Annotated in this window: 23 protein-coding genes; 9 read left to right on the top strand and 14 right to left on the bottom strand. The window is 27.2% G+C overall.

Features of this window, described 5'->3' with window-relative positions; translation table 11 throughout:
• Nucleotides 1–41: 41 nt before the first annotated feature.
• A complete protein-coding gene (gene secA, locus EPJ79_RS01090; protein WP_147738115.1) occupies nt 42–2975 on the top strand; it encodes a preprotein translocase subunit SecA in 2934 nt (977 codons plus the stop codon).
• A 102-nt stretch (nt 2976–3077) separates the two neighbouring features.
• Here secA and EPJ79_RS01085 read toward each other — a convergent pair whose 3' ends face one another.
• Entirely contained in the window at nt 3078–3713 is a 636-nt protein-coding gene (locus tag EPJ79_RS01085) for an NAD(P)-dependent oxidoreductase (protein ID WP_147738114.1), read from the bottom strand.
• A 191-nt stretch (nt 3714–3904) separates the two neighbouring features.
• Here EPJ79_RS01085 and EPJ79_RS01080 point away from each other — a divergent pair, with 191 nt between their 5' ends.
• Complete coding sequence (locus tag EPJ79_RS01080) at nt 3905–4327, top strand: Rrf2 family transcriptional regulator (RefSeq protein WP_147559716.1); 423 nt, start codon at nt 3905–3907, stop codon at nt 4325–4327.
• A gap of 359 nt (nt 4328–4686) precedes the next feature.
• Nucleotides 4687–5694, top strand: coding sequence for a hypothetical protein (locus tag EPJ79_RS01075; RefSeq protein WP_147738113.1), 1008 nt, complete (start codon nt 4687–4689; stop codon nt 5692–5694).
• 190 nt (nt 5695–5884) lie between these two features.
• Here the strand turns inward: EPJ79_RS01075 and EPJ79_RS01070 are convergent, their stop codons facing one another.
• The 3 genes from EPJ79_RS01070 to EPJ79_RS01060 form a co-directional block, all read right to left on the bottom strand.
• Nucleotides 5885–7102 (bottom strand): tetratricopeptide repeat protein, encoded by a 1218-nt coding sequence (locus EPJ79_RS01070; protein ID WP_147738112.1) that lies wholly within the window; start codon nt 7100–7102, stop codon nt 5885–5887.
• Nucleotides 7103–7113: 11 nt separating this feature from the next.
• Nucleotides 7114–7407, bottom strand: a complete 294-nt coding sequence (locus tag EPJ79_RS01065) for a hypothetical protein (RefSeq protein ID WP_244289038.1) — start codon at nt 7405–7407, stop codon at nt 7114–7116.
• 121 nt (nt 7408–7528) lie between these two features.
• Nucleotides 7529–8572: an FkbM family methyltransferase gene (locus tag EPJ79_RS01060; RefSeq protein ID WP_147738111.1), complete on the bottom strand. Its 1044-nt coding sequence runs from the start codon at nt 8570–8572 to the stop codon at nt 7529–7531.
• A gap of 317 nt (nt 8573–8889) precedes the next feature.
• On the opposite strand from EPJ79_RS01060, the gene EPJ79_RS01055 reads away from it, so the two are divergent.
• From EPJ79_RS01055 to EPJ79_RS01045, 3 genes are all read left to right on the top strand, one after another.
• The gene (locus tag EPJ79_RS01055) at nt 8890–9765 is read left to right on the top strand and encodes a DUF438 domain-containing protein (RefSeq protein WP_147738110.1); all 876 of its coding nucleotides are present in this window, start codon (nt 8890–8892) and stop codon (nt 9763–9765) included.
• 66 nt (nt 9766–9831) lie between these two features.
• Nucleotides 9832–10386: a DJ-1 family glyoxalase III gene (locus EPJ79_RS01050; RefSeq protein ID WP_147738109.1), complete on the top strand. Its 555-nt coding sequence runs from the start codon at nt 9832–9834 to the stop codon at nt 10384–10386.
• Nucleotides 10387–10454: 68 nt separating this feature from the next.
• The gene (locus EPJ79_RS01045; protein ID WP_147738108.1) at nt 10455–12164 is read left to right on the top strand and encodes a protein-disulfide reductase DsbD family protein; all 1710 of its coding nucleotides are present in this window, start codon (nt 10455–10457) and stop codon (nt 12162–12164) included.
• Nucleotides 12165–12166: 2 nt separating this feature from the next.
• Here the strand turns inward: EPJ79_RS01045 and rpiB are convergent, their stop codons facing one another.
• A complete protein-coding gene (gene rpiB / locus EPJ79_RS01040) occupies nt 12167–12616 on the bottom strand; it encodes a ribose 5-phosphate isomerase B (protein ID WP_147738107.1) in 450 nt (149 codons plus the stop codon).
• Nucleotides 12617–12628: 12 nt separating this feature from the next.
• Complete coding sequence (locus EPJ79_RS01035) at nt 12629–13336, bottom strand: acyl-[acyl-carrier-protein] thioesterase (protein ID WP_147738106.1); 708 nt, start codon at nt 13334–13336, stop codon at nt 12629–12631.
• A gap of 331 nt (nt 13337–13667) precedes the next feature.
• Between EPJ79_RS01035 and EPJ79_RS01030 the strand changes: the two genes are divergently transcribed.
• Entirely contained in the window at nt 13668–14558 is an 891-nt protein-coding gene (locus EPJ79_RS01030; RefSeq protein ID WP_147738105.1) for an Rpn family recombination-promoting nuclease/putative transposase, read from the top strand.
• A gap of 40 nt (nt 14559–14598) precedes the next feature.
• On the opposite strand, the gene EPJ79_RS01025 is transcribed toward EPJ79_RS01030, so the two are convergent.
• The 7 genes from EPJ79_RS01025 to EPJ79_RS00995 all read right to left on the bottom strand — a co-directional run bounded on the left by EPJ79_RS01025 (nt 14599) and on the right by EPJ79_RS00995 (nt 22087).
• Nucleotides 14599–15492 carry a glycosyltransferase family 2 protein gene (locus tag EPJ79_RS01025; RefSeq protein ID WP_147738104.1) on the bottom strand — a complete coding sequence of 298 codons (894 nt, stop codon included), beginning with the start codon at nt 15490–15492 and terminating at the stop codon, nt 14599–14601.
• Nucleotides 15489–17501, bottom strand: coding sequence for a hypothetical protein (locus EPJ79_RS01020; protein ID WP_147738103.1), 2013 nt, complete (start codon nt 17499–17501; stop codon nt 15489–15491). The genes EPJ79_RS01025 and EPJ79_RS01020 overlap by 4 nt, the downstream gene beginning before the upstream one ends.
• Nucleotides 17502–17747: 246 nt before the next feature.
• Nucleotides 17748–18908 carry a phosphopentomutase gene (locus EPJ79_RS01015; protein WP_147738102.1) on the bottom strand — a complete coding sequence of 387 codons (1161 nt, stop codon included), beginning with the start codon at nt 18906–18908 and terminating at the stop codon, nt 17748–17750.
• A gap of 50 nt (nt 18909–18958) precedes the next feature.
• Nucleotides 18959–20029, bottom strand: coding sequence for a thiamine biosynthesis protein (locus EPJ79_RS01010; protein WP_147738101.1), 1071 nt, complete (start codon nt 20027–20029; stop codon nt 18959–18961).
• Nucleotides 20030–20049: 20 nt separating this feature from the next.
• Entirely contained in the window at nt 20050–20463 is a 414-nt protein-coding gene (locus EPJ79_RS01005; RefSeq protein WP_147546204.1) for an ExbD/TolR family protein, read from the bottom strand.
• A 20-nt stretch (nt 20464–20483) separates the two neighbouring features.
• A complete protein-coding gene (locus EPJ79_RS01000; RefSeq protein WP_147738100.1) occupies nt 20484–21257 on the bottom strand; it encodes a CAP domain-containing protein in 774 nt (257 codons plus the stop codon).
• An 89-nt stretch (nt 21258–21346) separates the two neighbouring features.
• Entirely contained in the window at nt 21347–22087 is a 741-nt protein-coding gene (locus tag EPJ79_RS00995) for a TRM11 family SAM-dependent methyltransferase (protein WP_147738099.1), read from the bottom strand.
• Between the two features lie 176 nt (nt 22088–22263).
• Here EPJ79_RS00995 and EPJ79_RS00990 point away from each other — a divergent pair, with 176 nt between their 5' ends.
• Nucleotides 22264–22905 (top strand): 4'-phosphopantetheinyl transferase family protein, encoded by a 642-nt coding sequence (locus EPJ79_RS00990; RefSeq protein ID WP_244289037.1) that lies wholly within the window; start codon nt 22264–22266, stop codon nt 22903–22905.
• A 104-nt stretch (nt 22906–23009) separates the two neighbouring features.
• Nucleotides 23010–23996: a FecR domain-containing protein gene (locus EPJ79_RS00985; protein ID WP_147738098.1), complete on the top strand. Its 987-nt coding sequence runs from the start codon at nt 23010–23012 to the stop codon at nt 23994–23996.
• Nucleotides 23997–24013: 17 nt separating this feature from the next.
• Here the strand turns inward: EPJ79_RS00985 and EPJ79_RS00980 are convergent, their stop codons facing one another.
• Nucleotides 24014–25306, bottom strand: a complete 1293-nt coding sequence (locus EPJ79_RS00980; RefSeq protein ID WP_147738097.1) for a glutamate-5-semialdehyde dehydrogenase — start codon at nt 25304–25306, stop codon at nt 24014–24016.
• Nucleotides 25307–25346 lie beyond the last annotated feature (40 nt).

Below are 25346 nucleotides of genomic sequence, written 5' to 3'. Positions count from 1 at the left end.
AAATTATGAACTAATTATATATTTAAGGAGATTATTCAATAATGGGAGCGATGGACATTATATTTAAATTAATATTCGGTTCTAAATCTCAAAATGACGAGAAAATATTAAAGCCTATAGCCGAACAAACTTTATCGTTTGAAGAGAGTATAAAAAAATTAAGCAATGAAGAGCTTACGAATAAAACAAAAGAATTTAGAGAGCGAGTCGAAAAATATATCGGATGCAAAACTGAAGATTTTGATTTAACTAACGAAGAAAATAAAAAGAAATTGCAAAATATATTAGACGAAATTTTACCCGAAGCTTTTGCAGTAGTTAGAGAGGCAAGCGTAAGAACAACGGGAATGAGACATTTCGATGTTCAAGTTATGGGCGGCGCGGTTTTACATCAAGGCAGAATCGCCGAAATGAAAACGGGAGAAGGAAAAACTTTAGTCGCCACTTTATCGGTATATTTAAACGCTTTGACGGGACTCGGAGTTCATGTGGTGACGGTAAATAATTATCTTGCCAAAAGAGACGCTGAATGGATGATGCCAATTTATTCTATGCTTGGAATATCGGTTGGAATATTAGACGATACAAAACCGCATTCTCCCGAAAGAAGAGAGGTTTATTCCCGCGATGTCGTTTACGGAACTAATAACGAATTTGGTTTCGATTATTTAAGAGACAATATGGTAATAAGAAAAGAAGATAAAGTTCAAAGAAAATTTTATTACGCTATAGTTGACGAGGTTGACAGCATATTGATAGACGAAGCGAGAACACCTCTTATAATATCTGGACCAGCAGAAAAAAATATTAAAATGTATTACGAAATAGACCGAATTATTCCTATGTTAAAGCAGGCTGAAACGGACGAAAGAATGAGAGAAGTTGCGGGAACGGGAGATTATGTATTAGATGAAAAAGACAAAAATGTTTATCTTACTGAAGATGGCGTTCATAAAGTGGAAAAACTTCTTAATGTTGAAAATCTATACGGAGCGCAAAGCAGCACGATAGTTCATCATGTCAATCAAGCTTTAAAGGCGCATAAAGTTTTTAAAAGAGATGTTGATTATATGGTAACAGACGGACAAGTTTTAATTGTTGATGAGTTTACGGGACGAGTTTTGGAAGGCAGACGATATAGCGATGGACTTCATCAAGCGATAGAAGCGAAAGAAAAAGTCGCAATACAAAACGAATCTCAAACTTATGCCACTATAACTTTTCAAAATTATTTTAGAATGTATCCTAAACTTTCAGGAATGACGGGAACTGCCGAAACGGAAGCGGAAGAATTTTACAAAATATATAAATTGGATGTCGCAGTAATTCCAACTAATAAACCCGTGACAAGAGAAGATTTGTCGGATAAAATATATAGAACTAAAAAAGCTAAATTCGAGGCTTTGGCAAAATATATAAAAACTTTGCAAGACGAAGGCAAACCCGTTCTTGTCGGAACTGTTTCGGTTGAAATGAATGAAGAATTATCTAAAATATTTAAAAGATATAAAATAAGCCATGAAGTTTTAAACGCTAAAAATCACTCAAGAGAAGCGTCAATAATCGCGCAAGCGGGAGAGCCTGGCGCCGTCACTTTGGCAACAAATATGGCGGGAAGAGGAACGGATATTGTTTTGGGAGGAAATCCTGTAGCTAAAGGAGTTAGCGAAATAGAGCAAATTCTCACTCTTATGAGAGATAGAGCTTTTAAAGAGAGAGACCCTTATAAAAAAGAAGAATTATTAAAAAAAATAAAATCAATAGACTTGTATAAAGAGGCTTTTGTTAGGCTTGTAATATCGGGAAAAACCGAAGAAGCAAAAGAAATTGCCGAAAAAAATAACGCTTTGGAAATGCTTGAAAAAATTGATAGAATAATTCAAATAAATGAAAAATCAAAAATCGATAAAGAAAAAGTTATATCTGTTGGCGGACTTCATGTTATAGGAAGCGAAAGACATGAAGCGAGACGAATTGATAATCAGCTCAGAGGAAGAAGCGGAAGGCAAGGCGACCCTGGTTTAAGCGTATTTTACTTATCTCTTGAAGATGATTTAATGCGACTTTTCGGAGGCGAGAGAGTTTCAAGTATGATGCTTGCAATGGGAATGGGCGAAGAGGAAGAGCTTGGACATAAATGGCTTAATAAATCTATAGAAAATGCTCAAAGAAAAGTTGAAGGCAGAAATTTCGATATAAGAAAACATTTGCTTGAATATGACGATGTTATGAATCAGCAGAGAATGGCGATTTACTCAGAGAGAGATTATATACTCTATTCGGAAAATATATCTCAAAGAGTGGAAGAGATAATTTCGGATGTGTCGGATTCGACTATAAAAAATATAAGTTCAATTTCGGGTAAAAATATTAATCCTATTGAAATAATAAAATGGTTTAATAGTTATTCTATAGGAATAGACGAAGAAGCGGTTAATAAAGCTATTGAAGGCGGAATTGATAACGCTATAAAAAATATAACAAATTTACTTATCGAAACTTACAGAAAAAAAGCGACTTTGGTTGATGAAAAAGTATTTAGAGAAGTGGAAAAAAATATATTTCTTTCGGTAATAGACAATAGATGGAAAGACCATTTATTTTCTATGGACGGTTTGAGAGAAGGAATAGGACTTAGAGGATACGCTGAAAAAAATCCGCTTACCGAATATAAACTTGAAGGATATAAAATGTTCGTCTCTACAATGAATACAATATATAACGAGCTTATCAATTTAATAATGAGAGTTAGAATAGTTCCTAATTCTTTTAACGCTGTAGAAAGAGAAAGCGCTTTTGACGGAGGAGTTGAAGAAAAAGGAAATATAAGCGCTATGGATAACAATATGCAAGGAAAATCTAAAATGGCGCATGCTCAAGTTAAAATGACAAATAAGATTGGAAGAAACGACCCTTGTCCTTGCGGAAGCGGTAAAAAATATAAATATTGTCATGGAAAAGATAGCGCCGCTTAAATTATTAAATAATTTTTACTACCGAATGGCTTTAAGCAAAAAATTGCAAAAATAAAGGGCATATATTTTTAATTAATATACGCCCTTTAATTTTTCTTTTAATTATTTTGAACAGAATGTTATTTGTTGATTTAAGTATTTTTTATTAACTATCTCATCAGCAAAAGCAGCGGCATAGTCAGCATAGCTAATATAGCTTTCGCCTTTAGAATTAACTAATAACTCATCATTGCCTATATTATATTCTCCTGTTTTCTCTCTCTCAGCTTGAAAATCTGCAGAAGGCGAAACATATGTCCATAAAACATCTTTCTTATCTTTTAATATATCAAATGCTTTATTTTCACTTACTGCCAATCCCATAAAAGCTTCTGGAAAATTAGGTGCATCTTTTAATATCATAGTGTGCTCTTTATTTACATATAAACTTGCAGCTCCTCCGACAACCATTAATCTGATATTTGTGTCAGCCAATATGTCGCATAGATGGTTCATTACTTCGGCATGTTTTGGAAGTTCTTTTTCTTCCCATATTCCAAAAGCGCTTACGACTGTGTCGAAATCTTTTAAATCTTCTTTCTTTAAATCGAATAAATCTTTTTCGATTACTTTAACGCTCGAATTAGAAAGTTTGGATTTGTTTCTCACTATAGCCGTGACATCTAATCCTCTTTTTAAAGCCTCCTCCATAATTAATTTTCCAGCTTTGCCTGTAGCTCCTATTATAGCTATCTTCATTTTTTACTCCTTCGCCATTTTTTATAATTGGCATTTTTTAATTTTATATTTAATAGATATTGTAATATCTATTATTACAATAAATTATAACATATTTAAAATGTAATGTCAACTATTACAATTAAATTTTTTATTTCAATTTATTAAAAATTATTGTATAATTTATTAATATTTTGATTTTTGGAAGTTTAATGAAAATAAGCTCAAGATTTACTATAGCTGTTCATACTCTTTTATGTATTTTATTATTCAAAGACGAAAAAATAACTTCAAATTTTTTAGCTGGAAGCATTCAAGTAAATCCCGTTATAATAAGAAATATTTTAATTCAATTAAAAAAAGCTAAAATTATAATCGTAAAAAGAGGAAAAGGCGGAATATCTATAAATAAAAAAGCGAAAGATATAACTTTATTAGATATATTTGAAGCTGTAGAAAGTTTGGATGGAAAATTATTTTCATTTCATAAGAAACCAAATTCAAAATGCCCCGTTGGAAATAATATAACGAAAATATTACTTCCGAAATTAGACAATATTCAAAAATCTATGGAAAAAGAATTAGAAAAAACGACTTTGAAAGACATTTTTAACGACTTGCAAAATAATTTATAAAAAAGTATCTTAATTATTAATTAACTATCAAGTAAATTGCAATATAAATATTTTACCAAATTAAATTTATTCGGTTTATAATAACAAAGATTTAATATTTGAAAATAATTTTTTATATTAAAAGCATTAATAAGACATAAAGAATAAATTTTTTCATATTTCCTTTAAATTATATTTGTAAGAGGCTCCCGAGTTTCGGGAGTCTTTTATTTTTTTATAAACTTAATATAATATTTTAGTATAATCATAATATATGAAAAAAGTTCTTGACTTTTTTTAAATATTTATTATCTTATAAAGGTAAGGCTAATAAAACTTATAAAATTAATATCGATAAAAACATTAACAAGGAGATTCTTATGTTTAAGTCAAAATTATTGTGGAGAGTGGTTGTTATAATTTTAATAGCTGCATTCTCTATAGCAACGATTGTCTCTTGTGGCGGAGACGCTCCAACCCAATCGACTTCTTTATCTACTTCTGTTGGCGGAGGAGCAAGCTCTGACGGTGAAAATTCTGACGGAGGAGCTTCCGATAGCGGTTCAATTACTCTTCCAGAGGAAGCTGGTTCAAAATATACGGTTGATGTTCCTTTTGCAAGTTCTCAAAAAGTTGAGGTAGATTATAGAGATAGCGCAAAATTAAATCAATTATGGCTTGACCAAATTAACAGAAAGGCTGCCAATGACGGTAAAGTTTTCGCAATTAGAAACGGAAGAAATCCTCATGGAGCAGACGATTTCCAAAAAAGATTGCCAGCAAAAGACGAAAATCAAAGTTATCAAGATTACTACTATTTTGCCGATAACGGCGATATTTACTACAAACCAGATAACAGATTAATTAAAAAATTTGTAGGAGCGGTTATAGTAGATTATGTAAATTGCACTAAAAAGAATTATGGATTTAACCATAGCGTAACGCATGAATACGCTCATACGGGACAATGGACAGTTGGAGCAATTTATAAAATGGCTTTATCTGAAATGGAAGCTGAAATAATATATGGAAAAGGCGGAAGCGCTAGAAATGCAGTTCATACATTTATAGCGGCTAATATAACTTTGTCTAAATTTTGGAATGGCGTTTATTACGAAAATATATTCTTTACTAGAGGATTTGACAACGGATATTTAGAGGTTCTTGTTATGAATCCATCCGCTAATGAAGGCGTAAAAGATAGCGCAGGCGTTGATTCTTACTATTGGTATGGATACAAGGATAGAAAAGTAATGATGTACGAGTCTGTTCACTTGGGTAAAAAACCTGAAGAATTAATTAAAACATTTACAAGGTATGTAAAATTTACAGATTCTTGGGAGACGCCTTGGTGGAATTTCTTGTTTATGCCAGGACATCCTAATTGATTTGAGAATATGATTTAATGGGTTTATCCGAAAGGGTAAGCCTCTTTTTTAACTTTATTTAGATTATTGTATTTCTTAATTTTATTGTCATTGCAAACCTTCGTTAATCAAATGGTTGTAAAGTTTAAGGTGTGGCAATACATATTTGAAAATTAATTTTATAAATTTTAACTTTCTTTCAATTAAAAAACTACTGCAAATTAATTACAGTTCTATATAAAAAATCTTTTCTTTCAATCGCATATTTTGTTTTTGGCAAAGAAGGATATTCTTCTATATATTGATTATATGTTTGATAAGCCTTATTAAAATCTCTAACATTTCTGTCGCCTCTTTCGTATATTTCGGCAAGAAGAAGCAAAGCGTCCGCTCTTTTATTAAATTTATCGTTTGAACTTAAAGATTTTTCAAGTATATTAATTCCATCCGATATTTTTCCAAGCCTTTTTAAACTATCCGCCATTTCATAAGAAGCGTTTCCATAAGTTGAAGTTTTAGCGTATTTATTTATAACCTCGTTAAAATAATTAATCGCCTCTTCGTTATTATTTTGAAATTTCTTCATAATTCCCATAGAATATAGCGCCGCCGCTTTTTCATTATTATTTGCAGTTTTTAAATCGTAAACTTTTTTATACATGTCGAAAGCGTTATTATAATCTTTATTATTATTGTAAATATCCGCTATTCTAAAATGACTGTAAATGGAATATTTTGAATTTGGATATTGAGATATAATATTGTTATATAGATTAACGGCGTTTGAATAATCTTTTATATTTTTCAATTCTTCTGCAGAATTAAATAAAGTTAAAGTTTCCGATTTGTCAGATTTTTTAATCTCGGAATTCGTAGCATTTGCAGATATTATCGAATCGTTATTATTTGTAATTGATATTTGATTCAAATTATCAGCCGTGATTTTGTTAATATTATTACTGCTTATTTCAGATTTTTCAATTTCTAATAACATAGCGTTTGTATTTGCGGTATTTCTCTCGCTATTTGTTACATTAATTGTATATCTATATCTTCTTATAATATTTTCTTCATTATCGACTTGAAAATTTAATTTTGCAATTCCCGAAGTTAAAGTTGTAAAAGTTAAAAAAGTATTCGTTTTATCTCTCGTAAATCTCACAAAATCTAAATTTGTAGAATAGCTTGTTATACGAATATATCTGTCAAAATTTGTGGCGTTTAATCTTATTGAAAAAAGAGTATTATTTGCCAAGTCTATAGTTTTTATAAAATCTTCTTCCAAAGGTCCGCCTTTTTTTCTGCTTATAGGTTCGTTCGTTACAACTTGATTATCGGGTTTAACCGTTATCGTTTCTCTCGTATTTTGAGCGAAAATAGAAGTAAACATAATCAAATTAAAAATGAATAAAAAAATTTTAAATCGCATAATTATCTCCATTATTTATTTTTCTTATTTTTTATATAATTTTTAGAATATTCCATTTGTTCTATATCCAAATTGCCTTTTGTCGAAAGCATCTCGCCTTTAATAATTTTCTCTTCGTCTTCTTCCATATTGGCTACGGCTCTTGCATTTTCTTCTTCGGGACTTAAATAAATTACTTTAGAATTTGAATATAAACCGATTAAAATTCCCGAAAGTATCGTTAAAATAAGCCATACAAATATGACGACAAAAAATAAAATTCTTTTTGTTTTATAAAAATTTTTAACTTTTTCAATTATTACCATTTATAATTTGTCCTTATAAAAATCAAAATAAAAACAACTTAACATAATATTCGTAATATTTATTATAAAGTATAGAAAAAAATTTGCAATGTTATATATTATATTTATGATAAAATTATAATTATACTTCTGCAAGTAAAAGCGTAGAAACTATAGCACTCTCTGGTGCTTTAGGTTCTATTATCTTAAACTTATAACCTAAATTTAAATTCTCTATCATTGGTTTTATTTCAAAAAAGTCGCTATAATTATGATATATGCTTATTATTAAAACGGGCTTTTGTTCTTTTATAGTCTCAATCGCTCCTTTCAAAAACGGCTGTTCAAAACCTTCCAAATCCGTTTTTATTAATCCGACTTCAATATTATTTTCTTTCACATAACTATCGAGAGTTACCATTTTTACTTTATTCTCAATGCAATTAATATCGGATTGTTCAGAATTTCTCTCTATTGAAAGTCCCATATTTAAATCTCCGTTTGAATATAGAGATAATTCTTTATTGCTATCGCCTAAAGCCATATTCACGGGAATAATATTATTCTTTTTATTTAATTCTATAGTTTTCAACATCATATTATAGTGATGCAAAAACGGTTCAAAACTGTAAACATTTTTATCTGTATAATCGGAAAATAATATTGCAGAATCTCCGATATAAGCTCCCGCATCAATTATATTTTTATTTTTAACTTGATTTAAATTTTTTACATAATCCATTCCGTATTTTCCGTAAAAAGCTTCAATCTCAAATTGGTTTTTTGGTAAAATATATTTATCGTATATAAATAATTCTTCATTTATTTTTATTATTTTGTTATTAAATTCTTCGTATAAATCGTTTAATCTTTTCGATTCTTTACGCGAAAAATAAATATCGTCTTCAATATTATTATAATTTGTAATTTTGGATAATATTCCAATAACAATTTCTACGCTTTCTTTATCTAAATTTTTAATTAAATTCAAATATTTTTGATAAAAATTAGCGTCATTTTTTATATCTTCTCTAAAAAGAATAAAAAGATACCTATCCCAAGCTCGAATTGGTTTGTTTATTTCATTAATTTTATTATATATAAAATTCATATAATCTCTGATATTATCTCTTAATTTTCTAGATGGAATAAACCAAACGATATTATCAATAGTTTTTGAAGTCATAGAATTCTCCTAAAATGTAAAATATTAAAAAATGCAATAGAAAAAGCCCTATTAAAGAAAATAGGAATTATGCAAAAATTATGCTTGAATTGAATTGAATTGAATTGAATTGCAAGAGCGCAAATTTATTTTATTCATTACAAAATCAAGCATATAAATATTTTACAATATCTTAAAATTTATGTCAAGTTTAAATTTGATAAAATTTAAATTATTTTAAATTAATTATATTTAATGATTTTATAAATTTGACTAAATTCCGCATTTAAGTTATAATTTGTTAGAATATTAAAACAATTAAAAAGAGAGGTTTTATAATGAAATTAATAAATTCAAATAAAAATGTTTATCAATTATGCAAAGAATATCCCGAAATTAAAAATATATTGGCTGATTTGGGTTTTGACGCCATAAAAAATCCCTTTATGTTTAATACTTTGGCAAAAGTAATGACTATAGATAAAGCTTCAAAAATGAAAAATATTGACATGAAAGAAATTATAAAAAAGTTTGAAGAGAAAGGATTTATTTTTGAAAATGATAAAAATAGCGATAGAAATGCAATATTAAAAAATTTTATAACTCGACTTCATAACGGGGAAAATATAGAAAATATTAAAAAAGAATTTGCGGAAAAATTAAACAAAGTTTCGGCTTTAGAAATCCATAACGCTATGCATGAACTTGTAGAATCGGGAATGACGATAGACGAAGCTAAAAAATTCTTTTATATAAGGTCTTTGATTTTGCAAAATGCAATAGACAACGAAGATATAAATCAAAATTATAAAAATAATTATATTGCAATAGAAGAGTTTAAAAAAGAAAATAGAGATATAGAAAAATCGATTGAAAATATAATTGATTTGAAAGATATAAGTTTATGCAAAGATTTTTACGATAAACTTCATAATCATTATATAAAAAAAGAATCTATATTTTTTACAATGTTAAATAAATACGGAAATTTTGAACCTTCAAAAGTAATGACTAAAGTCGATAAAGATATTCTTGAAGAATTAAAAAATATTATTTTTGACAACTCTGATAAAATTTTTGAAAAACTTAAAGATTTAAAAAATAAAATTTACGATATGATTTTTAAAGAAGAAAATATTTTAATTCCGCTTATTATAGCAAATTTTTCTAAAGAAGATTTTGAAGAGATTAAAGAAAAATATAAAATAGGATAACTTGAAATATTATCAATAAATAATACAATTAAAAAAAATTATTTTATTATTATTTTGGAGGTTTATATGTCAAAAAGAATTCTCGTTCCTTTAGCCGAAGGTTTTGAAGAAATTGAAGCAATAACGATAATAGATATATTGAGAAGAGCAAATTTAGAAGTAATAACCGCGTCCTTAACCGATAATTTGGAGGTAAAAGGCGGACATAATATAACAGTTAAAGCCGATACGATTTTAGATAAAGTTATTAACGAAGATTTTGACGCAATATCTCTTGCAGGAGGTATGGGGGGCATGAATAATTTGAAAAACGATAAAAGAATTATAGAAAAAATTAAAAAAATGTATAATGATAAAAAACTCGTTTCAGCCGTATGCGCTTCGCCAATAGTTTTGGGAGAAGCTAAAGTTCTAAACGGAAAATATACATGTTATCCAAGTTGCGAAAAGTCAATTAATATGGGAGAATATCAAGATAAAGATTTAGCGGTAGTAGATAAAAATGTTATAACCTCGAAAGGTCCCGCAACAAGCATTATTTTTGCTTTAGAAATAGTAAAATATTTAACAGGCTCAAATGAAGAATTATCAAAATCTTTATTAATGCATTTATTAAAATAAAAGCTTAATTTAATTGATTGATTTTTACTAAAAAATTGCCTATATAAAGTAAAAAAGGAATTAAAAATATTTTGAAATTAAAAATTATATTATTCTTAATCTTTAATAGTATATTATATTCTCAATATAATAATTTGCTTAATTTCAATACAAATATAAACAATAACGAAGTAAAAATAATTTTTAATTTAAAAACCAACGAAAATAAATTAATCGTTAATGCAGATATTCCAAAAAATTATTACGGTTATTTAGAATCGTCTATAGCAAATAAAATAAAATTCTTTGCAGATAATAAAGAAATAAACGCAATATATCCAAAAGGCGAAAAATTTCACGATGATATAATAATAAAAGGAAAACAAGAATTTATATTAAATATCGATATAAAAAATATTAATTTTATAAAAGCTAATTATCAATTATGTTCTGAAAAAGATAATATATGTTTGCCTCCAAAAAGCGAAATTATATTTGGAGAAGAAATTTTAGAAAAACCTCAAAATGCAAGTTTTATAGAATACGATAATATAAATAATTTAGAGAATCAAAATCTATTCATAACTTTAATAATTATATTTGTATCGGGAGTCGCTTCGATTTTTCTTCCATGTTCCTACCCTCTTTTGTCAATAACAGTTTCAATATTTTCCAATTCAAATTCTAAAAATTCAAACGATAAAAATAATAAATCAAATATTTTGCATTCGCTTTTATTTTCTTTAGGAATTATAACGACTTATACGATTTTAGGCGGAGTCGTTTCGGCTGCTGGATTCTTTTTTAATAAAACTATTTTATTTGGAAGCATTGGATACAATCCGATAGTTTTGACAATTTTAATTTTATTTTTTCTATATTTTACTTTTTCAATGGCTGGTTTTTACGAAATAAGAATTCCTAATTTCTTAAAATCGGCAAAAACAAACGCATTTTCAAAAAATAAAACTTCTTTAATAAACAAATATATAATGGGACTTTTGACGGGAATTGTCGCCACTCCATGCGCAGCTCCTATAATCGCATTTATACTTGAAATTGGATTTTTAAATCCTATTTTTGCAACAGTTTATATGTTCGTATATGCGTTTGGTTTTTCTTTAGTTTTATTTATTTTGGGAGCTTTCGCTTCGATACTTTCAAAAATGCCAAAATCTGGGAGTTGGACAATTTATATAAAATATATTTTTACTTTTATAATGTTTATTATTTGTTTTTATTATTTAAATATATTATTTGGAATTTTAGGATTTAATAAAATTAGTTTTCTGTTTGCCGATTTATCAATTATAATATTTGCAATAATTATTTATTTGATAAAAAAGAAAAATATTTATTTGAGTAAATTTGAAATAAAAATATTTCTTTCTGTTTTAATATTATCTTTAATTATAGGTTCGTCTTATAGTTTTATAAAATCAAAATCTGAAATAAATAATTCAATTACTTACGAAGATGCTTTAGAAATTTCAAAACAAAATAAAAAAAATATATTAATCGATTTCTCTGCAATTTGGTGCGCCAACTGTTTTGAGCTTAAAGAAAAAGTATTTGAAAGCGAAGAATTAAAAAAGTTTATTTATGATAATTTAATTTTCATCGAAGTAGATGTTGATAAAAGAAAAGATATTGCAAAAGAATTTAATATAAAATGGCTTCCTTACATAATTATAATAGACGAAAATAAAAATATATTATATTCAAAAAATTCATTTTCAAGTTTTGACGAAAAAATTGCAAATGAAATAAAAAAAGATATAGAAAATATAATTAAATAATTTTAAATTTCTTCTCCGTTTTCAATTTTGCTTATCAATTCCACTCTTTTTAAATGTCGTCCGCCTTCAAATTTTGCCTCAATCCATTCTTTAACTATCATTTTTGCCAAATCTACTCCGACTACTCTCGCTCCGAAAGCTATAATATTTGAATTATTATGCTGTTTCGATAGTTTTGCAGAATAAGGCTCTGAACAAACCGCCGCTCTTATTCCTTTAACTTTATTTGCAGCAAGCGAAATTCCTATTCCCGTTCCGCAAATTAAAACTCCTCCGTCATAATTTCCTTTAGAAATCTCTTCGGCGACTTTTTTTCCGTAAATAGGATAATCTATACTCTCGGCGCTATTCGTTCCAAAATCGGAAACTTCATGCCCTAATTCTTTTAAGTATTTTATTATTTCGGATTTCAACTCCACTCCAGTATGGTCGGACGCTATCGCTATTTTCATTCTCTCTCCTTTTTATAAATTATAAGAAAATTCTACTATTGCATAAGTTGTATTATTTTCTGAGCAAAGTTTAATTATAATTTTATCTTCAATAATTTCTTTATTAACTATAATCGTATCTCCCAACTTTGCAGGAACTCTATATTCTATTCTTATTCTTTTATAATAATCTTCAACATAATCGATAACCATATCAATATATCTCGCGTTATTTACATGATTATTATCGTCTATAAAATATTTTTTTACTTTAAATCTGTCAATCTCTTTTAAATTTTTATTGTCGAATTTTATTTTTCTCGGCAAATAATTCATTTCAATTTTTTTATCGAATTTCACTCCGTCAATAATTGACTTTGGAATTCTAACTAAATTTGAATTAGTCAAATCTACAAATCCGCCAATCGCATAACAAACGACAAGCTCAATATTATTTTCATCGTATATAACCGTATTTCTGTATCCGTAAACCTCGTTGCATTCGTAAACATAAGTCCTCGTTATAATTTTTTCGCTATATTTTGGTAGTTTATAAATATCGACTTGTCTTGAAATAAGAAACATACTAATATTATTTTCATTAAAATAATTTGTAAGTTCATTTTCGCTTTCTAATTGAAAAAAAGAACAATCCTGCATAATATCGAATATTGACGAAGTTTTTAAAAGTCCGTCTTTGTCAATTTGACTCGTTCCAATAATCGTTTTCATTTCATACATATAAAAACCTATAATTTTAAGTTTGTATATTATATAGGAATAATTGGGAATTGTCAAAAATATTTTTTAAATTGTTATATTTTATAAATAGGATTAATTAATTTATATATTTAAATCTTATGTTTTAATTAAACATTATTTTTTATTTATCTTAATTAATATAGCTAAATAAATACCCTCAATACTATTTTATAAACTATTTTAGATTTATAATCTAAAATATTTTTTATATTTCCAATATTTGTATAAATAAAGGCAGAGTAGCTTGTTTGTATTCCTTTAATTATTAAAATAACTTTGACAAATAAAAATATTCTGTTATAATATAATTATGAAACATGAAGAAGTATACAAATTAAGCGACTTATTTGCACGATATTTACTCGGCAAAAATGGAAACGAAGACTTATTAACCGATTTAGTAAATTCCACTTTAAGAGAATTCAATTTTGAGGAAGTTAAAGATTTAGAAATAATCGACCCATTCAATTTGTCAGAAAATATTGAACTTAAAGAGTCGATAATTGATATTAAGGCGAAGACAAAAAATAATGAAACTGTGATTATAGAATTTCAATTATGCGGAAATATGGATTTTCTAAAAAGAATTTTTTATTATATTTCAAAAAATGTTGTCAATGAAGTTAAGGAAGGAGAAAATTATAGCAATGTTCAAAAAATTATTAGCATTAATTTACTTGATTTTAATTTAAAATTTGGAGATAAAGGAAAAGCTCACAGATGCTTTAAATTGATTGATACAAAAGATTTAAATATAAGTTTAGACTTAATTCAAATTCATATTTTAGAAGTAAAAAGATTTATTGAGATAATTAAAAATTCAACTAAAGAGGAATTAAAGAAAAACAGATTATTAAGTTGGATGAAATTTTTTACAAGCGATAATTTAGAATTAATCGAAGAAGAATTAAAGGAGGAAAACCAAATTATGAGTAAAGTTATTGAAGAATACAGAAAATTTACTTCTGACGATAAAATGATGCGAGCGTATGCGGCTAGAGAAGCGTTTTTAGTTGGGCAAAAAATGATGTTAAGAAGAGAAAGAGAAGACGGTTTTGACGAAGGAAAACTTGAAGGACTTAAAGAAGGTAGAATTGCAGAACAAATTTCAATGGCAAAATCAATGAAAACTAAAAACCTGGACATTAACCTTATAAGCGAAATCACAGGCTTAACAATAGACGAAATAAAAAAACTTTAACATTAAAATTTTAATTATAATGTATTTCTTTATTCATTATTCACTTAACAGAATTATATTTAAATCTTCTATTCTCGCTTATTACTCTGCCTATAGCGTTCATAATAAGTCCCGTAATTATAGATATGCCCGATAAAAGCATAAATCCAGAAGATAAAACCGAAGTCGCTACGGGAACTATGCCTGTTTCAAAAAATGAAATAACTATAGGAAGTCCAAAATATAATCCAAATAAAGCGAATATTAAAGCTATAATCCACCAAAATAATAAAGGTCTTTCGCTCATAAGTAAATATATTATTAATCCTAATATTCTAAATCCATCTTTGAAAGTATTTAGTTTAGAAAAAGAACCTTCAGGGCGACTTTTATATTCCGCTTCCATCTCGCCTATAGGAAGACGCATTTGTAAGGCAAAAATTGTAAGCTCCGTTTCTATTTCAAAGCCTCTCGAATTCGCAGGAAATGTTTTTACGAATTTTTTAGAAAAAATTCTATATCCGCTTAAAATATCATTGCAATTTTTACCGAATAATATTTTGGCAAAAGTCGTTATCATTTTATTTCCAAATGAATGCCCTCTTCTATATTTGCCAGCTTTACGAATTACCGTAATCATATCTAAATCTTCATTTATTAAATAATCGATTAATGAAGGAATAGCCGAAGCGTCACATTCTCCGTCTCCGTCTATCAATATATAGATATCGGCATCTATTATAGAAAAAGCGTTTCTAACAACCTCGCCTTTTCCTTGATACATAACTTTTTTAACTATCGCTCCCGTTTCTTTTGCAATGTTGTAAGAATTGTCGGAACTGTTATTATCGAAAACATATATTTCGCATTTCGGACAATATTTTTGAATATCGTAAATAACTTGTTTAATTGTAAGCTCTTCATTATAGCAAGGAATAATAGCGGCTATTTTCATTTTTTATTATCCTTTGCTATGTATTTAAAAAATATTGAATTGTCTATATCTTGACATGTTATTGTTCTCAACTGCCAACTATTATTTTTAGTATTAAATGTTTTATTAACCGCCATATCTTCCATATTTACTTTTCCAAATGTCTTAATTTGTTTTAAATAAAAATCTATTTGGTCAAGTTCAATATAACCTCTAAATATACCCATCATAAATATTATTAATAATAAATATTTTCTTAAAGAATTTTCATTAAAATGATTTATAAAATAATCCGTTAAAAAAATACTTAAAAAGAATAATGCCGTTATATTAGTTCTATGGAAATTATGGTCGCCCGAATATTGTATTAATGAAACCGCTATAAGAGTAAATAATGAAACATAAAACAAATAATTTTTCTTATTATATTTAAATAATAAAATAAATATAATTCCAAATTTAATCATAAATAGCTCTATTAGATATAATACGGGATAATCCGTTAATACAAATCTTAATCCATCGGATTTAGTAGCTGTTGATGAAAAATATAATAATAGTATTGGAAATATTGATATTGAAGATAATATATTGCTAACGCTAAATATATTTTTTAATTCATTTTTATCTGCGCTTATTTCTATTATAGATTTTGCAATCATAAAAGGTATAATTCCTAATGTCGCATAAGGTGAATATAGCATAATGGATAATCCTAAAAAAGCAAAATTAAATGAATTTTTTTGAAGTAAAAATAATACCGACATTAAATATATAGCTGGGCTTTGATTGAAAAGATTAAATATATTAATATAACTCGTAGCAAAAACAGTCAATAATCCTTTTCCAAAATTGCCTTCCTTATGAAAAATAAGACTTGGAGGAACAAATAAAATAAATATTAAAAAGATTATAAATATTTGTTTGGTTTTTATTTTATTTAAATATATTGACAATAATATCAAAGTTAAAAATAATGGTAAAGATGTCCATAAAATTAGAATAATATTTGCAACATTATAATTAAATATCTTTCCAAATATCGCTGGAATAATCCAATGAGCGAAATAATATACAAATCCGTATCCATTTTCAGGATAGATAATTGGAAAAGGAAATTCTATTAAGTCTTTAAAAACAGCATATCTGCCATAAATAGTATCTCCGCTTGGCAAACATATATTGCCAACTCCTAATATAATAACCCATATTGTAATAATAATAAATAATAATATCAAACTAAATAAATTAAAATTATATGATATGTTATAGTGTTTTTTTGTATCTTTAATTGTAAAGTAGGTAGCTATAATAACTAAAATTAAACTTGGTATAGATATAAAATATTTTACCCAAGTTATAAGAAAAATCATATAAGGCAATATTAAATATAAATAGCCTAATATCATTATAATACTTAAATTTAATTTTATATCCACATTTGATTTTATCTTTATTACTGTAATAATGCCATTAAAAAATATTTTTATATTTTCAAAATAAATTTTCGTGTAAATTATTAATAATATTAGAATAAGATATATAACATATCTAATAATATTTATTTTTATTTTCAAAATATAGTTAATATTATCAATTTTTTCTTCTTCAATCGTTTTTTTGTCAGAAATAAAATTTCCGTAAGGACTTCCGTTTCCATCCATTTCCGCATTTTCCATATAATCAGGCAAGTTTGATAAATCAGGATAAACTCCGTAAATATCGTTATTCCTAAAAATTTTATCATAATATCTTATTCGAAATTGATGAACATAATTTGTTATATTTTCATTAGTTAATATATAATTTTCTATGCCTTCTTCATCCAATTCGTCATCTATAATATAATTTGTCATAATGTTTTCTAAATTATTTAACTTTAGCGTTCTTTCAATATTCAAATTAAAATCGGTTAAATAACCAATTCTCTTTTTAGAACCAAGAATTTGTAAAACTATTAGAGCAATAGAAATAATAATCACAAACGGAATATAAATTTTTAGAAATAATTTTTTGTTTTTAAATATCATAGAGTTATCTCCTTAAAAGTTAATTTTTGTAGACGCAAGAGAAAGCGTTTAAATGTTTCAAATAATTCTTTAGTTTTGCAATGAAAAAATCGCCGAAAAAATTTATAATACGGCGTGTAGTGTAGTGTAGTGTAGTGTAGTGTAGTGTAGTGACGAGCTAAACATATAAAATTCCTACCTTAATTTTTAATGAATAAATTATACAATATTTAAAAAAATATGTCAACATTTATTATGTTAACATTATTATAAAAAACAACCTTCTAAATTCGTTTTTCCCAAAATATGCTTTTCTATTGAGGCGGCTATTGAAACGAAAGAATCTCTTATTCCTATATCGACATTTTTATTTAAATTTTTTCCGAAAGCTAAAATCGGTATATATTCTCTCGTATGGTCGCTTCCTTTATAAGTCGGGTCGCATCCATGGTCTGCCGTTATTATAAATAAATCGTCTTCGTTTAAGCTATCAATCATTTCAGGAATATATTTATCGAATTCTTCCAAAGCGTTTTTATAACCTTTTGCATCTCTTCTATGTCCGTAAAGCATATCGAAATCTACTAAATTAGTAAATATTAATCCTTTATCAATTTCTTTAATCGCTTTAATCGTTTTTTCTATTCCGTCCAAATTATTTTTATTAGTTTTTCTATTTTCCGTTATTCCAACTCCTGCAAATATATCGCTCGTTTTACCAATTCCAATAACGGGCAAATTATTTTTAGAAATTCTATCAAGCATTGTCTCGCCGCTCGGAGGCACGGAATAATCATGTCTTCTTTCGGTTCTTTTGTAATTTCCTTCGCTTCCTAAATAAGGTCTCGCTATAACTCTTGCAACGGGAGAAAATTCATTGCATATTTCAAGAGATTTTTCGCATATTTTATAAAGTTCTTCTATTGAAATAATTTCTTCATGAGCCGCGATTTGCAAAACGGAATCCGCCGAAGTATAAACTATAAGAGAGCCGTTTTTTAATTGTTCGTTGGCATAATCGTCTATAACTTCAGTTCCAGAATAAGGTTTATTACAAACGACTTTTCGCCCCGACATTTTTTCTATAGCTTCAATAGTTTTTTTTGGAAAACCGTTAGGATAAGTATTAAAAGGTTTTTTCGATATTAATCCCGCAATTTCCCAATGTCCCGTAGTCGTATCTTTAGCTTTCGATTTTTCCATAGATTTTCCATAATAGCCGATAGCGTTATCTGTTTTTGAAACGCCTTCAATATCTGTAATATTTCCAAGTCCCATTTTTTCCATATTTGGAAGATTAACTCCGCCTGCAGCTTTTGCCAAATGCGAAATAGTATTAACTCCTTCATCTCCAAAATCTTTAGCGTCAGGCAAAGCTCCAACTCCGCAACTATCGACTACTATTAAAACGGCTTTTTTATTATTCATAAATTCCTCTCATTTTTATTTTATTTTTTATATCTAAAATTATATACGAATTATATTATTTGTTCAAATTTTGTATTTTTTGAATCGGCATTATTTATTTTTATTATTTCTTTTTTTTCTTCGCCATTTTCAATATACGAAATCGTTATGCTCAAATATTCAAAATTCTCTTTTGAAAAATATCCCATTATCATTGCCGATTTATAAACAATATCTTTCAAATTATTTAAATTATCTTTATATATTTCCAAATAACCAAAAGGTCCTTTATTGTAATTCGGTTTCAAAGTTATATCGTCTATTCTTTTAATTTTTATTCTATCTCTTTTTTCTAAAGCGTTATTTTCTTTTTCGTTTCTTCCCAAGATTAATTTTGCATTATCGTCTATTCTTATATGTCTTCCAATCGCCAAATATTGCATAATTTCCATATTTATTATTTTTGTAGTATTATAAGAAATTAATTCATTATATCTTTTCGCATAACTTTTATCGACTATCGAACAACCGCTTCCCGCTGGAATAGGATAATCTTTTATTCCAAATTCTTTTGCAAGTTCCATTTGCACATGTCTTGCTCTTCCGTATATTCCAAATAAATTTTCTCTATTTATTAAACCTTCTTTTTCGGGAATCGTTATAGGAAGAAGTTTAGCCGATAATGGACGAAGAAGTCTTCCTTCAAGTCCGCTCTCTTTTATGGCGTTAATCAAATCCTGCGGTTTCTGACTCATAGGACGCTGTCCTTTAACCTCGCCCGTAGCGACAAAATCAAATCCTTCTTTTTCCATAATTTCTTTTGCCGTTTTTAGCATTAAAATATGGCAGTCTAAACATGGATTTATGGCGCTTCCGTATCCGTATTTTGGATTTAAAAACATATCAATATATTTATCTTTTAATGAAACGAATCTTATCGGAATATTAAGAAAGTCGGCAATTTTTTTAGCTGGGTCATTATTATATATTTCCATAAGTTCTTCTTTTATTACGGAATATTCTAAACCTGTTATAAATCTTATCGCAAGAACTTCAATATTTTCTCTTTTGAGTATCGCTCCTGCAAGCGAACTGTCTAATCCTCCCGATAAAAGTAAAATCGCTTTTGCTTTTTTATTCATTATAAATTATTTCCTTTAATTTAATTTTCTGAATTTTTAGAATCTGTTGCAATGCTTAATCTTGTAAATCCCGCATTTTTTACGCTATCAATAACCGATATTAAAATCTGCGTTCTAACATCTTCGTCCGACCTTATTTCAACGGGTTTTTCAAGTTCGCCTTCTATATTTGAAAGATTTGAAAGATGAGCGTCTATATCGTTTACTACTTCTCCGTTAACATAAATTTGTCCTTCTTTAGCTATAGTTATTATTATATTTTGATTTAAATCTTTGCCGACTGCAGAGCTTGATTTTGGCAAACTTATCTCTATTTGAGGAGATTCTATTATCGTAGCGCCAACCATAAAAAATATTAAGAGATTAAATACTATATCTATCATTGGCGTTAAATCTATACCGCTTTTTATTTCAAATCTTCTACGAAATTTCATTCTTTATATTTTCTTAATTTTTATTTTACCGTTATAGTTCTTATATTGCTTTGATACATTTCGCCTTTATACAAAAGAGAAATTTTATAATCGCCCTTTCCATATTCCGCTTTGAAAGTTCTACTTAAAACATTATTTCCCGCATCTTTAACATCGTATATAATTCCACCAATATATGTTTTTCCGTCATCTCCAATTACTTTAGCGTTTTTATCCGCCATTTCTACGGCAATTTTAAAATCGGTAAAAGGAGCTTTATTTAAAATTCTATATTTTATAGTAATATCTTCTCCAAACTTCGCTTCCGATTTGAAATCGACTTCTTCGGCTATTATATTAGCGTAAGTTATAGTCGCGTATAATCCTATTCCTCTTTTTGAAGCGCCTATTCCTATAGCGTTAAAATCTTTAGACATTATATATTTTTTATCGTCTGGAGTTTCAAGTAATTTTTTTACTATGCTTGAAGCGGCGTTTTTATCGGTAAGAGGAATTACATCCAATTTTGCAAAACTTTCCGTTATAGTTCCAACCATTTCGGGATACAGTTTTATTTGTCTGCCTTTTGAATCCAAGCCGTCCAAATCGGTATTGCCAAAAAATTTATTATTTGCCATATTGTCGCTATGATATAAAGCGATTGAATGCAATATTTCGTTATTTGGAATCGGAGGAAGAGACGATTTGCTTCTTTCCAAATTGATTAGCCTTAATATTTCATCTTCTATAACATTAGCGTTTAACATTAAAGAAAATATGAACATAAAAATTATTATTAAATTTATTTTTTTCATTTGTATTCTCCGTTATTAATTATTTTTTATTTAATAAGTAAATCATATTTTATAATAATATCGTAAAAAATAAAAGCAAGACTTAATATTTATAAATTCCTTAAATGCAATTTTCCGTTATTATCTATAGTTTTATTTCCAATTTTATACATTATAAACAAATAATTAAATCCTCTTAAATAATAATTATTTTCTATAGCAGAAATATGATAATTTCCTTTGCTTAAATTTTTATTATGACGAACTACTGAAATTATATCAATCGGCATAAAATATTTATTTAAAATTTCAAATAATTTAAAACCTATAGCCATAAAAGGATAATCTTTTTTATAAGAATCCGAAACATATAAAGCCATATATCTATCTTTTTTCATTATTCTAAATATTTCCTTAAAACAATCTTCCATTGCTTTATAATATTCTTCTTCTTTTGCGCTCAATTTTCCAATGCAATTTTTTTCATCCGAATATTTTATATGGTCGCTATAAGGCGGGTCGACAAATACAAAATCAACTTTTTCGTTTTCAATCGGAATTTTTCTAGCGTCCGCTTTAAAAATATCTTTTCTTTTTAAAGCCAAAGGATTAATATCATAACCTAAAACTCTTCTGTTTAATTCTCTCGACACATCTATTGTAGTTCCGCTTCCAACCATCGGGTCGACTATTAAATCTTTTTCTTTAGTGTATCTATTTAAAAGATTCCATATAATATAAGACGGAGTCGCTCCCGCATAAAATTTATGTTTTTCTTCTTCGCTTTTTAAATATTGCTGCGAAGGATAATTCCATAAAGTCGTAGTTTGTAATTCAAGTTTCTTTTTCATTATTCCGTTATTATTTATTAATTATAATTTTTATTTTTTATTATATATTAAAAATAAATTTATGATAGAAAATATTTGATTAAATATTGAAATAATAAATTAATGGTTTATTATATAAAGCTCATTAAAATTGATACGAATACGAAAATAGTTAATGTTAATTAAGGAAGTTGAAATTGGAAAAAACTAATAAAAAAGATAAAATTCAAACGATATACTTAAAATATATTTTTAATGAAAACTCAAATATAGAAGATATTTCTAAAGATATGGCAATAAAATATTATTCTAAACCCACAGATTTAATTATAGAAAGTGGCGAAAATGGAAAGCCTTATTTTTCGGGCGAAAACAAAATATTTTTTAACGGTTCGCATTCAAAAGATTTATTGTCGGTTGCAATGTCCGATAAATCCGTAGGAATAGATGTAGAGTTTATTAAAAAAAGAAATTTTTTAGGAATAGCCGAAGAATATTTTTCTTTTAACGAATATAAATATTTAAAATCTTCTCGTAAATTAGAAATCGATTTTTTTACATTATGGACTTTAAAAGAAGCTTATATAAAAAATTTCGGAAAAAAGATTTTCGATATAAAAGATTCTATTGAAATAGATTTAGAAGAAAGAGCGATATACAATTCTGACGATTTATTTTTTGCAACATTTTTTTTAGATAATTCTTATCTTATAAGTGTAAGCTGCGATATAAAAAATGCGGAAGCTTATAAGGATATTGTAATAAAAATGAACGGTTTTAATTTGGATTTGATTTTTGCATATCCTAAGTTTCCGCAAATAGAGTTGATAGAAATTTAATTAAAACTATTGACTTTTTTAATCGCAATATATAAAATATAAACGGTTATTAGATAACGATATAGTATTTAATAAATTTAGCCGATAATTAAGGAGTAAACAATATGAAAAAAATTATAATATTTTTACTGCCTATATTAATACTTTTTAATAGCGATTTTCTTTTTTCTCAAGAGACATCTTTTAAGATTACGGGAATATCGGGAACAGCGTTTATAGAAAAAGCGGACAAATCTTTAAGAGCGTTTAGAGGAAGCGAAGTTCATAGCGAATATAAATTAAAAACTTCAAGCAATAGTCAGGTTGAAATTGTTATATCTAAAAACGGAGACAAAATAGGAAATATAACGGTTTATGAAAATGCAATTTTGCTTGTAAATCCTTCTATTTATAAAAATAATAACGATAAAATTTCATTGTCTTTACTTGAAGGATATATTAAAGTTAATATTCAAAAAAATGCAGGAAATATTGCGGAAATTCACACGGCAAACACTTCGGCGATAGTTAGAGGCACGGAATTTGAAGTTGCATTTGCAGAAGACGGTTCAAGCATTGTTTTATTGTCAGAAGGCGCAGTTGATATAATAACGGACGAAGATAAAAAAAATCTCTCTCCTAAAGAAGCCTTTATAAAAACTATGGACGATAAATCTAAAATAATTAAACAGAATTCTGAAAGCGACCCGAGAATATTTTTGAATAGAGGAGAAGAAATTTCAAGAGCCGACTCCGTTTCTACTATAGAAAATCTTATTAATGCAATGGAAAATATTTCGCAGGAAGATGTTAATTTGGTTTCGGCTTTAAATAACGAATATAACGAAAAATATATTAACGATATGGAAATGAAAAGATACAGAATGCTTGCAGCTAACGAAGGCTATTATAACGCGATAGTTAAATTAATAAATTTAGACCCTGAAAAAAAAGTTGAAATGACTCCTTATGCAAGAAAATCTTTGGCTTTATACGGCGCAAATCAAAGAGCGATTAATAAAATGAATAGCGCAATAGTTAAAAACAGAGAAAAATTTGACAAAATAAGAAAAGACTTCGATAAAAAAATCGGCGCTTCAATTTCAAATTAATATTCTTATTTAAATTTTTATTTTATTCTTTTATGCTTAAAACTTGATTTATGCGAAACATAATCGTCTACTATTTGATAGTTGCCAAATAGTTTATATTTATAAATTGTAAGTCCTTCCAAACCTACAGGACCTCTCGCATGAGTTTTATTAGTCGATATTCCAACCTCCGCTCCGAAACCGTATCTAAATCCGTCCGAAAATCTTGTTGAAACATTTGAATAAACATTTGCAGAATCTACGAATGTCATAAATTTTTCTATATTTTCTTTATTTTCTGAAATTATAGAATCGGTATGATGCGAGCTATACTTATTTATATGTTTGTAGGCTTCTTCCACATTATCAACTATTTTTAACGAAACTTCTTTATCTCCGTATTCTTTATGCCAATCTTTGACGATTCCTATATCGGATAAGATTTTTTTTACTTCTTTATCTCCGTTTATTTTAATTTCATTTTCTTTAAATAAAGAATATAATTTTTTTAAAAATTTATTTGCAATATTTTTATTTATTAAAATAGTTTCAACAGAATTGCAAGCGCTTGGATATTGAGCTTTTGAATCCAAACAAATTTTTAAAGCGTTTTCTATATTTGCGCTTTCGTCAATATATAAATGACATATTCCGTCCGCATGTCCTAAAACGGGAATATTTGTATTTGCCTTTATATATTGAACTAAATCGTTTGAGCCTCTTGGAATTATTAAATCGATATATTTATCCATAGACAAAATATTTTTAATATCCTCTCTACTAAAAACTAAATTTACAGAATTTTTTGGAAATTCTTTTATATCGCTTAAAACTTGATTTATTATTTCAAATATAATTTTATTCGTATTCTCTCCCTCGCTTCCGCCTTTTAATATTACGGCATTTGAAGATTTTATGCATAAAGAAGATATTTGAGAGATAACATCGGGACGCGCTTCAAAAATAACAGCAATAAGTCCGATTGGACATGAAACTTTTTTTAAGATTAAATTATCGTCAAGCTCCGTTTCGGTTAATATTTTATTTATAGGCTCTTCCAATTTTATAACATCTTTTATGCCCGAAATTATATCAATCATTTTGTTATCGTCTAATTTAAGTCTGTTCAACATTGAAAGAGATATTTTTTTATTATTCAAAAGTTCTTTAGCGTTTTCTAAATCTTTATTATTCGCTTCAAATATTTCGCTTTTTCTTTTTTCAATATTTTTTGCAATTTCCGAAAGAGCATAATTTTTTATTTCAGTGTTTAAAGATTGCAATTTATAAGTAGATTCTTTTGCATTTTTTACTAAATCTATTAATTCCATATAATTTTCCGTTTAGCTTTTTTATTATGATATCATATTT

The sequence above is a fragment of the Brachyspira aalborgi genome (assembly GCF_008016455.1).
In the GTDB taxonomy this organism is placed as follows: domain Bacteria; phylum Spirochaetota; class Brachyspiria; order Brachyspirales; family Brachyspiraceae; genus Brachyspira; species Brachyspira aalborgi.
The sequence above is the reverse complement of the archived record's forward strand: the minus strand, read 5'-3'. Positions and strand labels throughout refer to the sequence as shown.

Coding starts and splice junctions, on each gene's coding strand:
- EPJ79_RS01005 (WP_147546204.1), bottom strand. CDS start 20,463: ATGAAATTTCGTAGAAGATTTGAAATAAAAAGCGGTATAGATTTAACG.
- EPJ79_RS01010 (WP_147738101.1), bottom strand. CDS start 20,029: ATGAATAAAAAAGCAAAAGCGATTTTACTTTTATCGGGAGGATTAGAC.
- EPJ79_RS01050 (WP_147738109.1), top strand. CDS start 9,832: ATGTCAAAAAGAATTCTCGTTCCTTTAGCCGAAGGTTTTGAAGAAATT.
- EPJ79_RS01035 (WP_147738106.1), bottom strand. CDS start 13,336: ATGTATGAAATGAAAACGATTATTGGAACGAGTCAAATTGACAAAGAC.
- EPJ79_RS00980 (WP_147738097.1), bottom strand. CDS start 25,306: ATGGAATTAATAGATTTAGTAAAAAATGCAAAAGAATCTACTTATAAA.
- EPJ79_RS00985 (WP_147738098.1), top strand. CDS start 23,010: ATGAAAAAAATTATAATATTTTTACTGCCTATATTAATACTTTTTAAT.
- EPJ79_RS00995 (WP_147738099.1), bottom strand. CDS start 22,087: ATGAAAAAGAAACTTGAATTACAAACTACGACTTTATGGAATTATCCT.
- EPJ79_RS01015 (WP_147738102.1), bottom strand. CDS start 18,908: ATGAATAATAAAAAAGCCGTTTTAATAGTAGTCGATAGTTGCGGAGTT.
- EPJ79_RS01020 (WP_147738103.1), bottom strand. CDS start 17,501: ATGATATTTAAAAACAAAAAATTATTTCTAAAAATTTATATTCCGTTT.
- rpiB (WP_147738107.1), bottom strand. CDS start 12,616: ATGAAAATAGCGATAGCGTCCGACCATACTGGAGTGGAGTTGAAATCC.
- EPJ79_RS01060 (WP_147738111.1), bottom strand. CDS start 8,572: ATGACTTCAAAAACTATTGATAATATCGTTTGGTTTATTCCATCTAGA.
- secA (WP_147738115.1), top strand. CDS start 42: ATGGGAGCGATGGACATTATATTTAAATTAATATTCGGTTCTAAATCT.
- EPJ79_RS01080 (WP_147559716.1), top strand. CDS start 3,905: ATGAAAATAAGCTCAAGATTTACTATAGCTGTTCATACTCTTTTATGT.
- EPJ79_RS01085 (WP_147738114.1), bottom strand. CDS start 3,713: ATGAAGATAGCTATAATAGGAGCTACAGGCAAAGCTGGAAAATTAATT.
- EPJ79_RS01070 (WP_147738112.1), bottom strand. CDS start 7,102: ATGCGATTTAAAATTTTTTTATTCATTTTTAATTTGATTATGTTTACT.
- EPJ79_RS01030 (WP_147738105.1), top strand. CDS start 13,668: ATGAAACATGAAGAAGTATACAAATTAAGCGACTTATTTGCACGATAT.
- EPJ79_RS01000 (WP_147738100.1), bottom strand. CDS start 21,257: ATGAAAAAAATAAATTTAATAATAATTTTTATGTTCATATTTTCTTTA.
- EPJ79_RS01065 (WP_244289038.1), bottom strand. CDS start 7,407: ATGGTAATAATTGAAAAAGTTAAAAATTTTTATAAAACAAAAAGAATT.
- EPJ79_RS01025 (WP_147738104.1), bottom strand. CDS start 15,492: ATGAAAATAGCCGCTATTATTCCTTGCTATAATGAAGAGCTTACAATT.
- EPJ79_RS01055 (WP_147738110.1), top strand. CDS start 8,890: ATGAAATTAATAAATTCAAATAAAAATGTTTATCAATTATGCAAAGAA.
- EPJ79_RS01075 (WP_147738113.1), top strand. CDS start 4,687: ATGTTTAAGTCAAAATTATTGTGGAGAGTGGTTGTTATAATTTTAATA.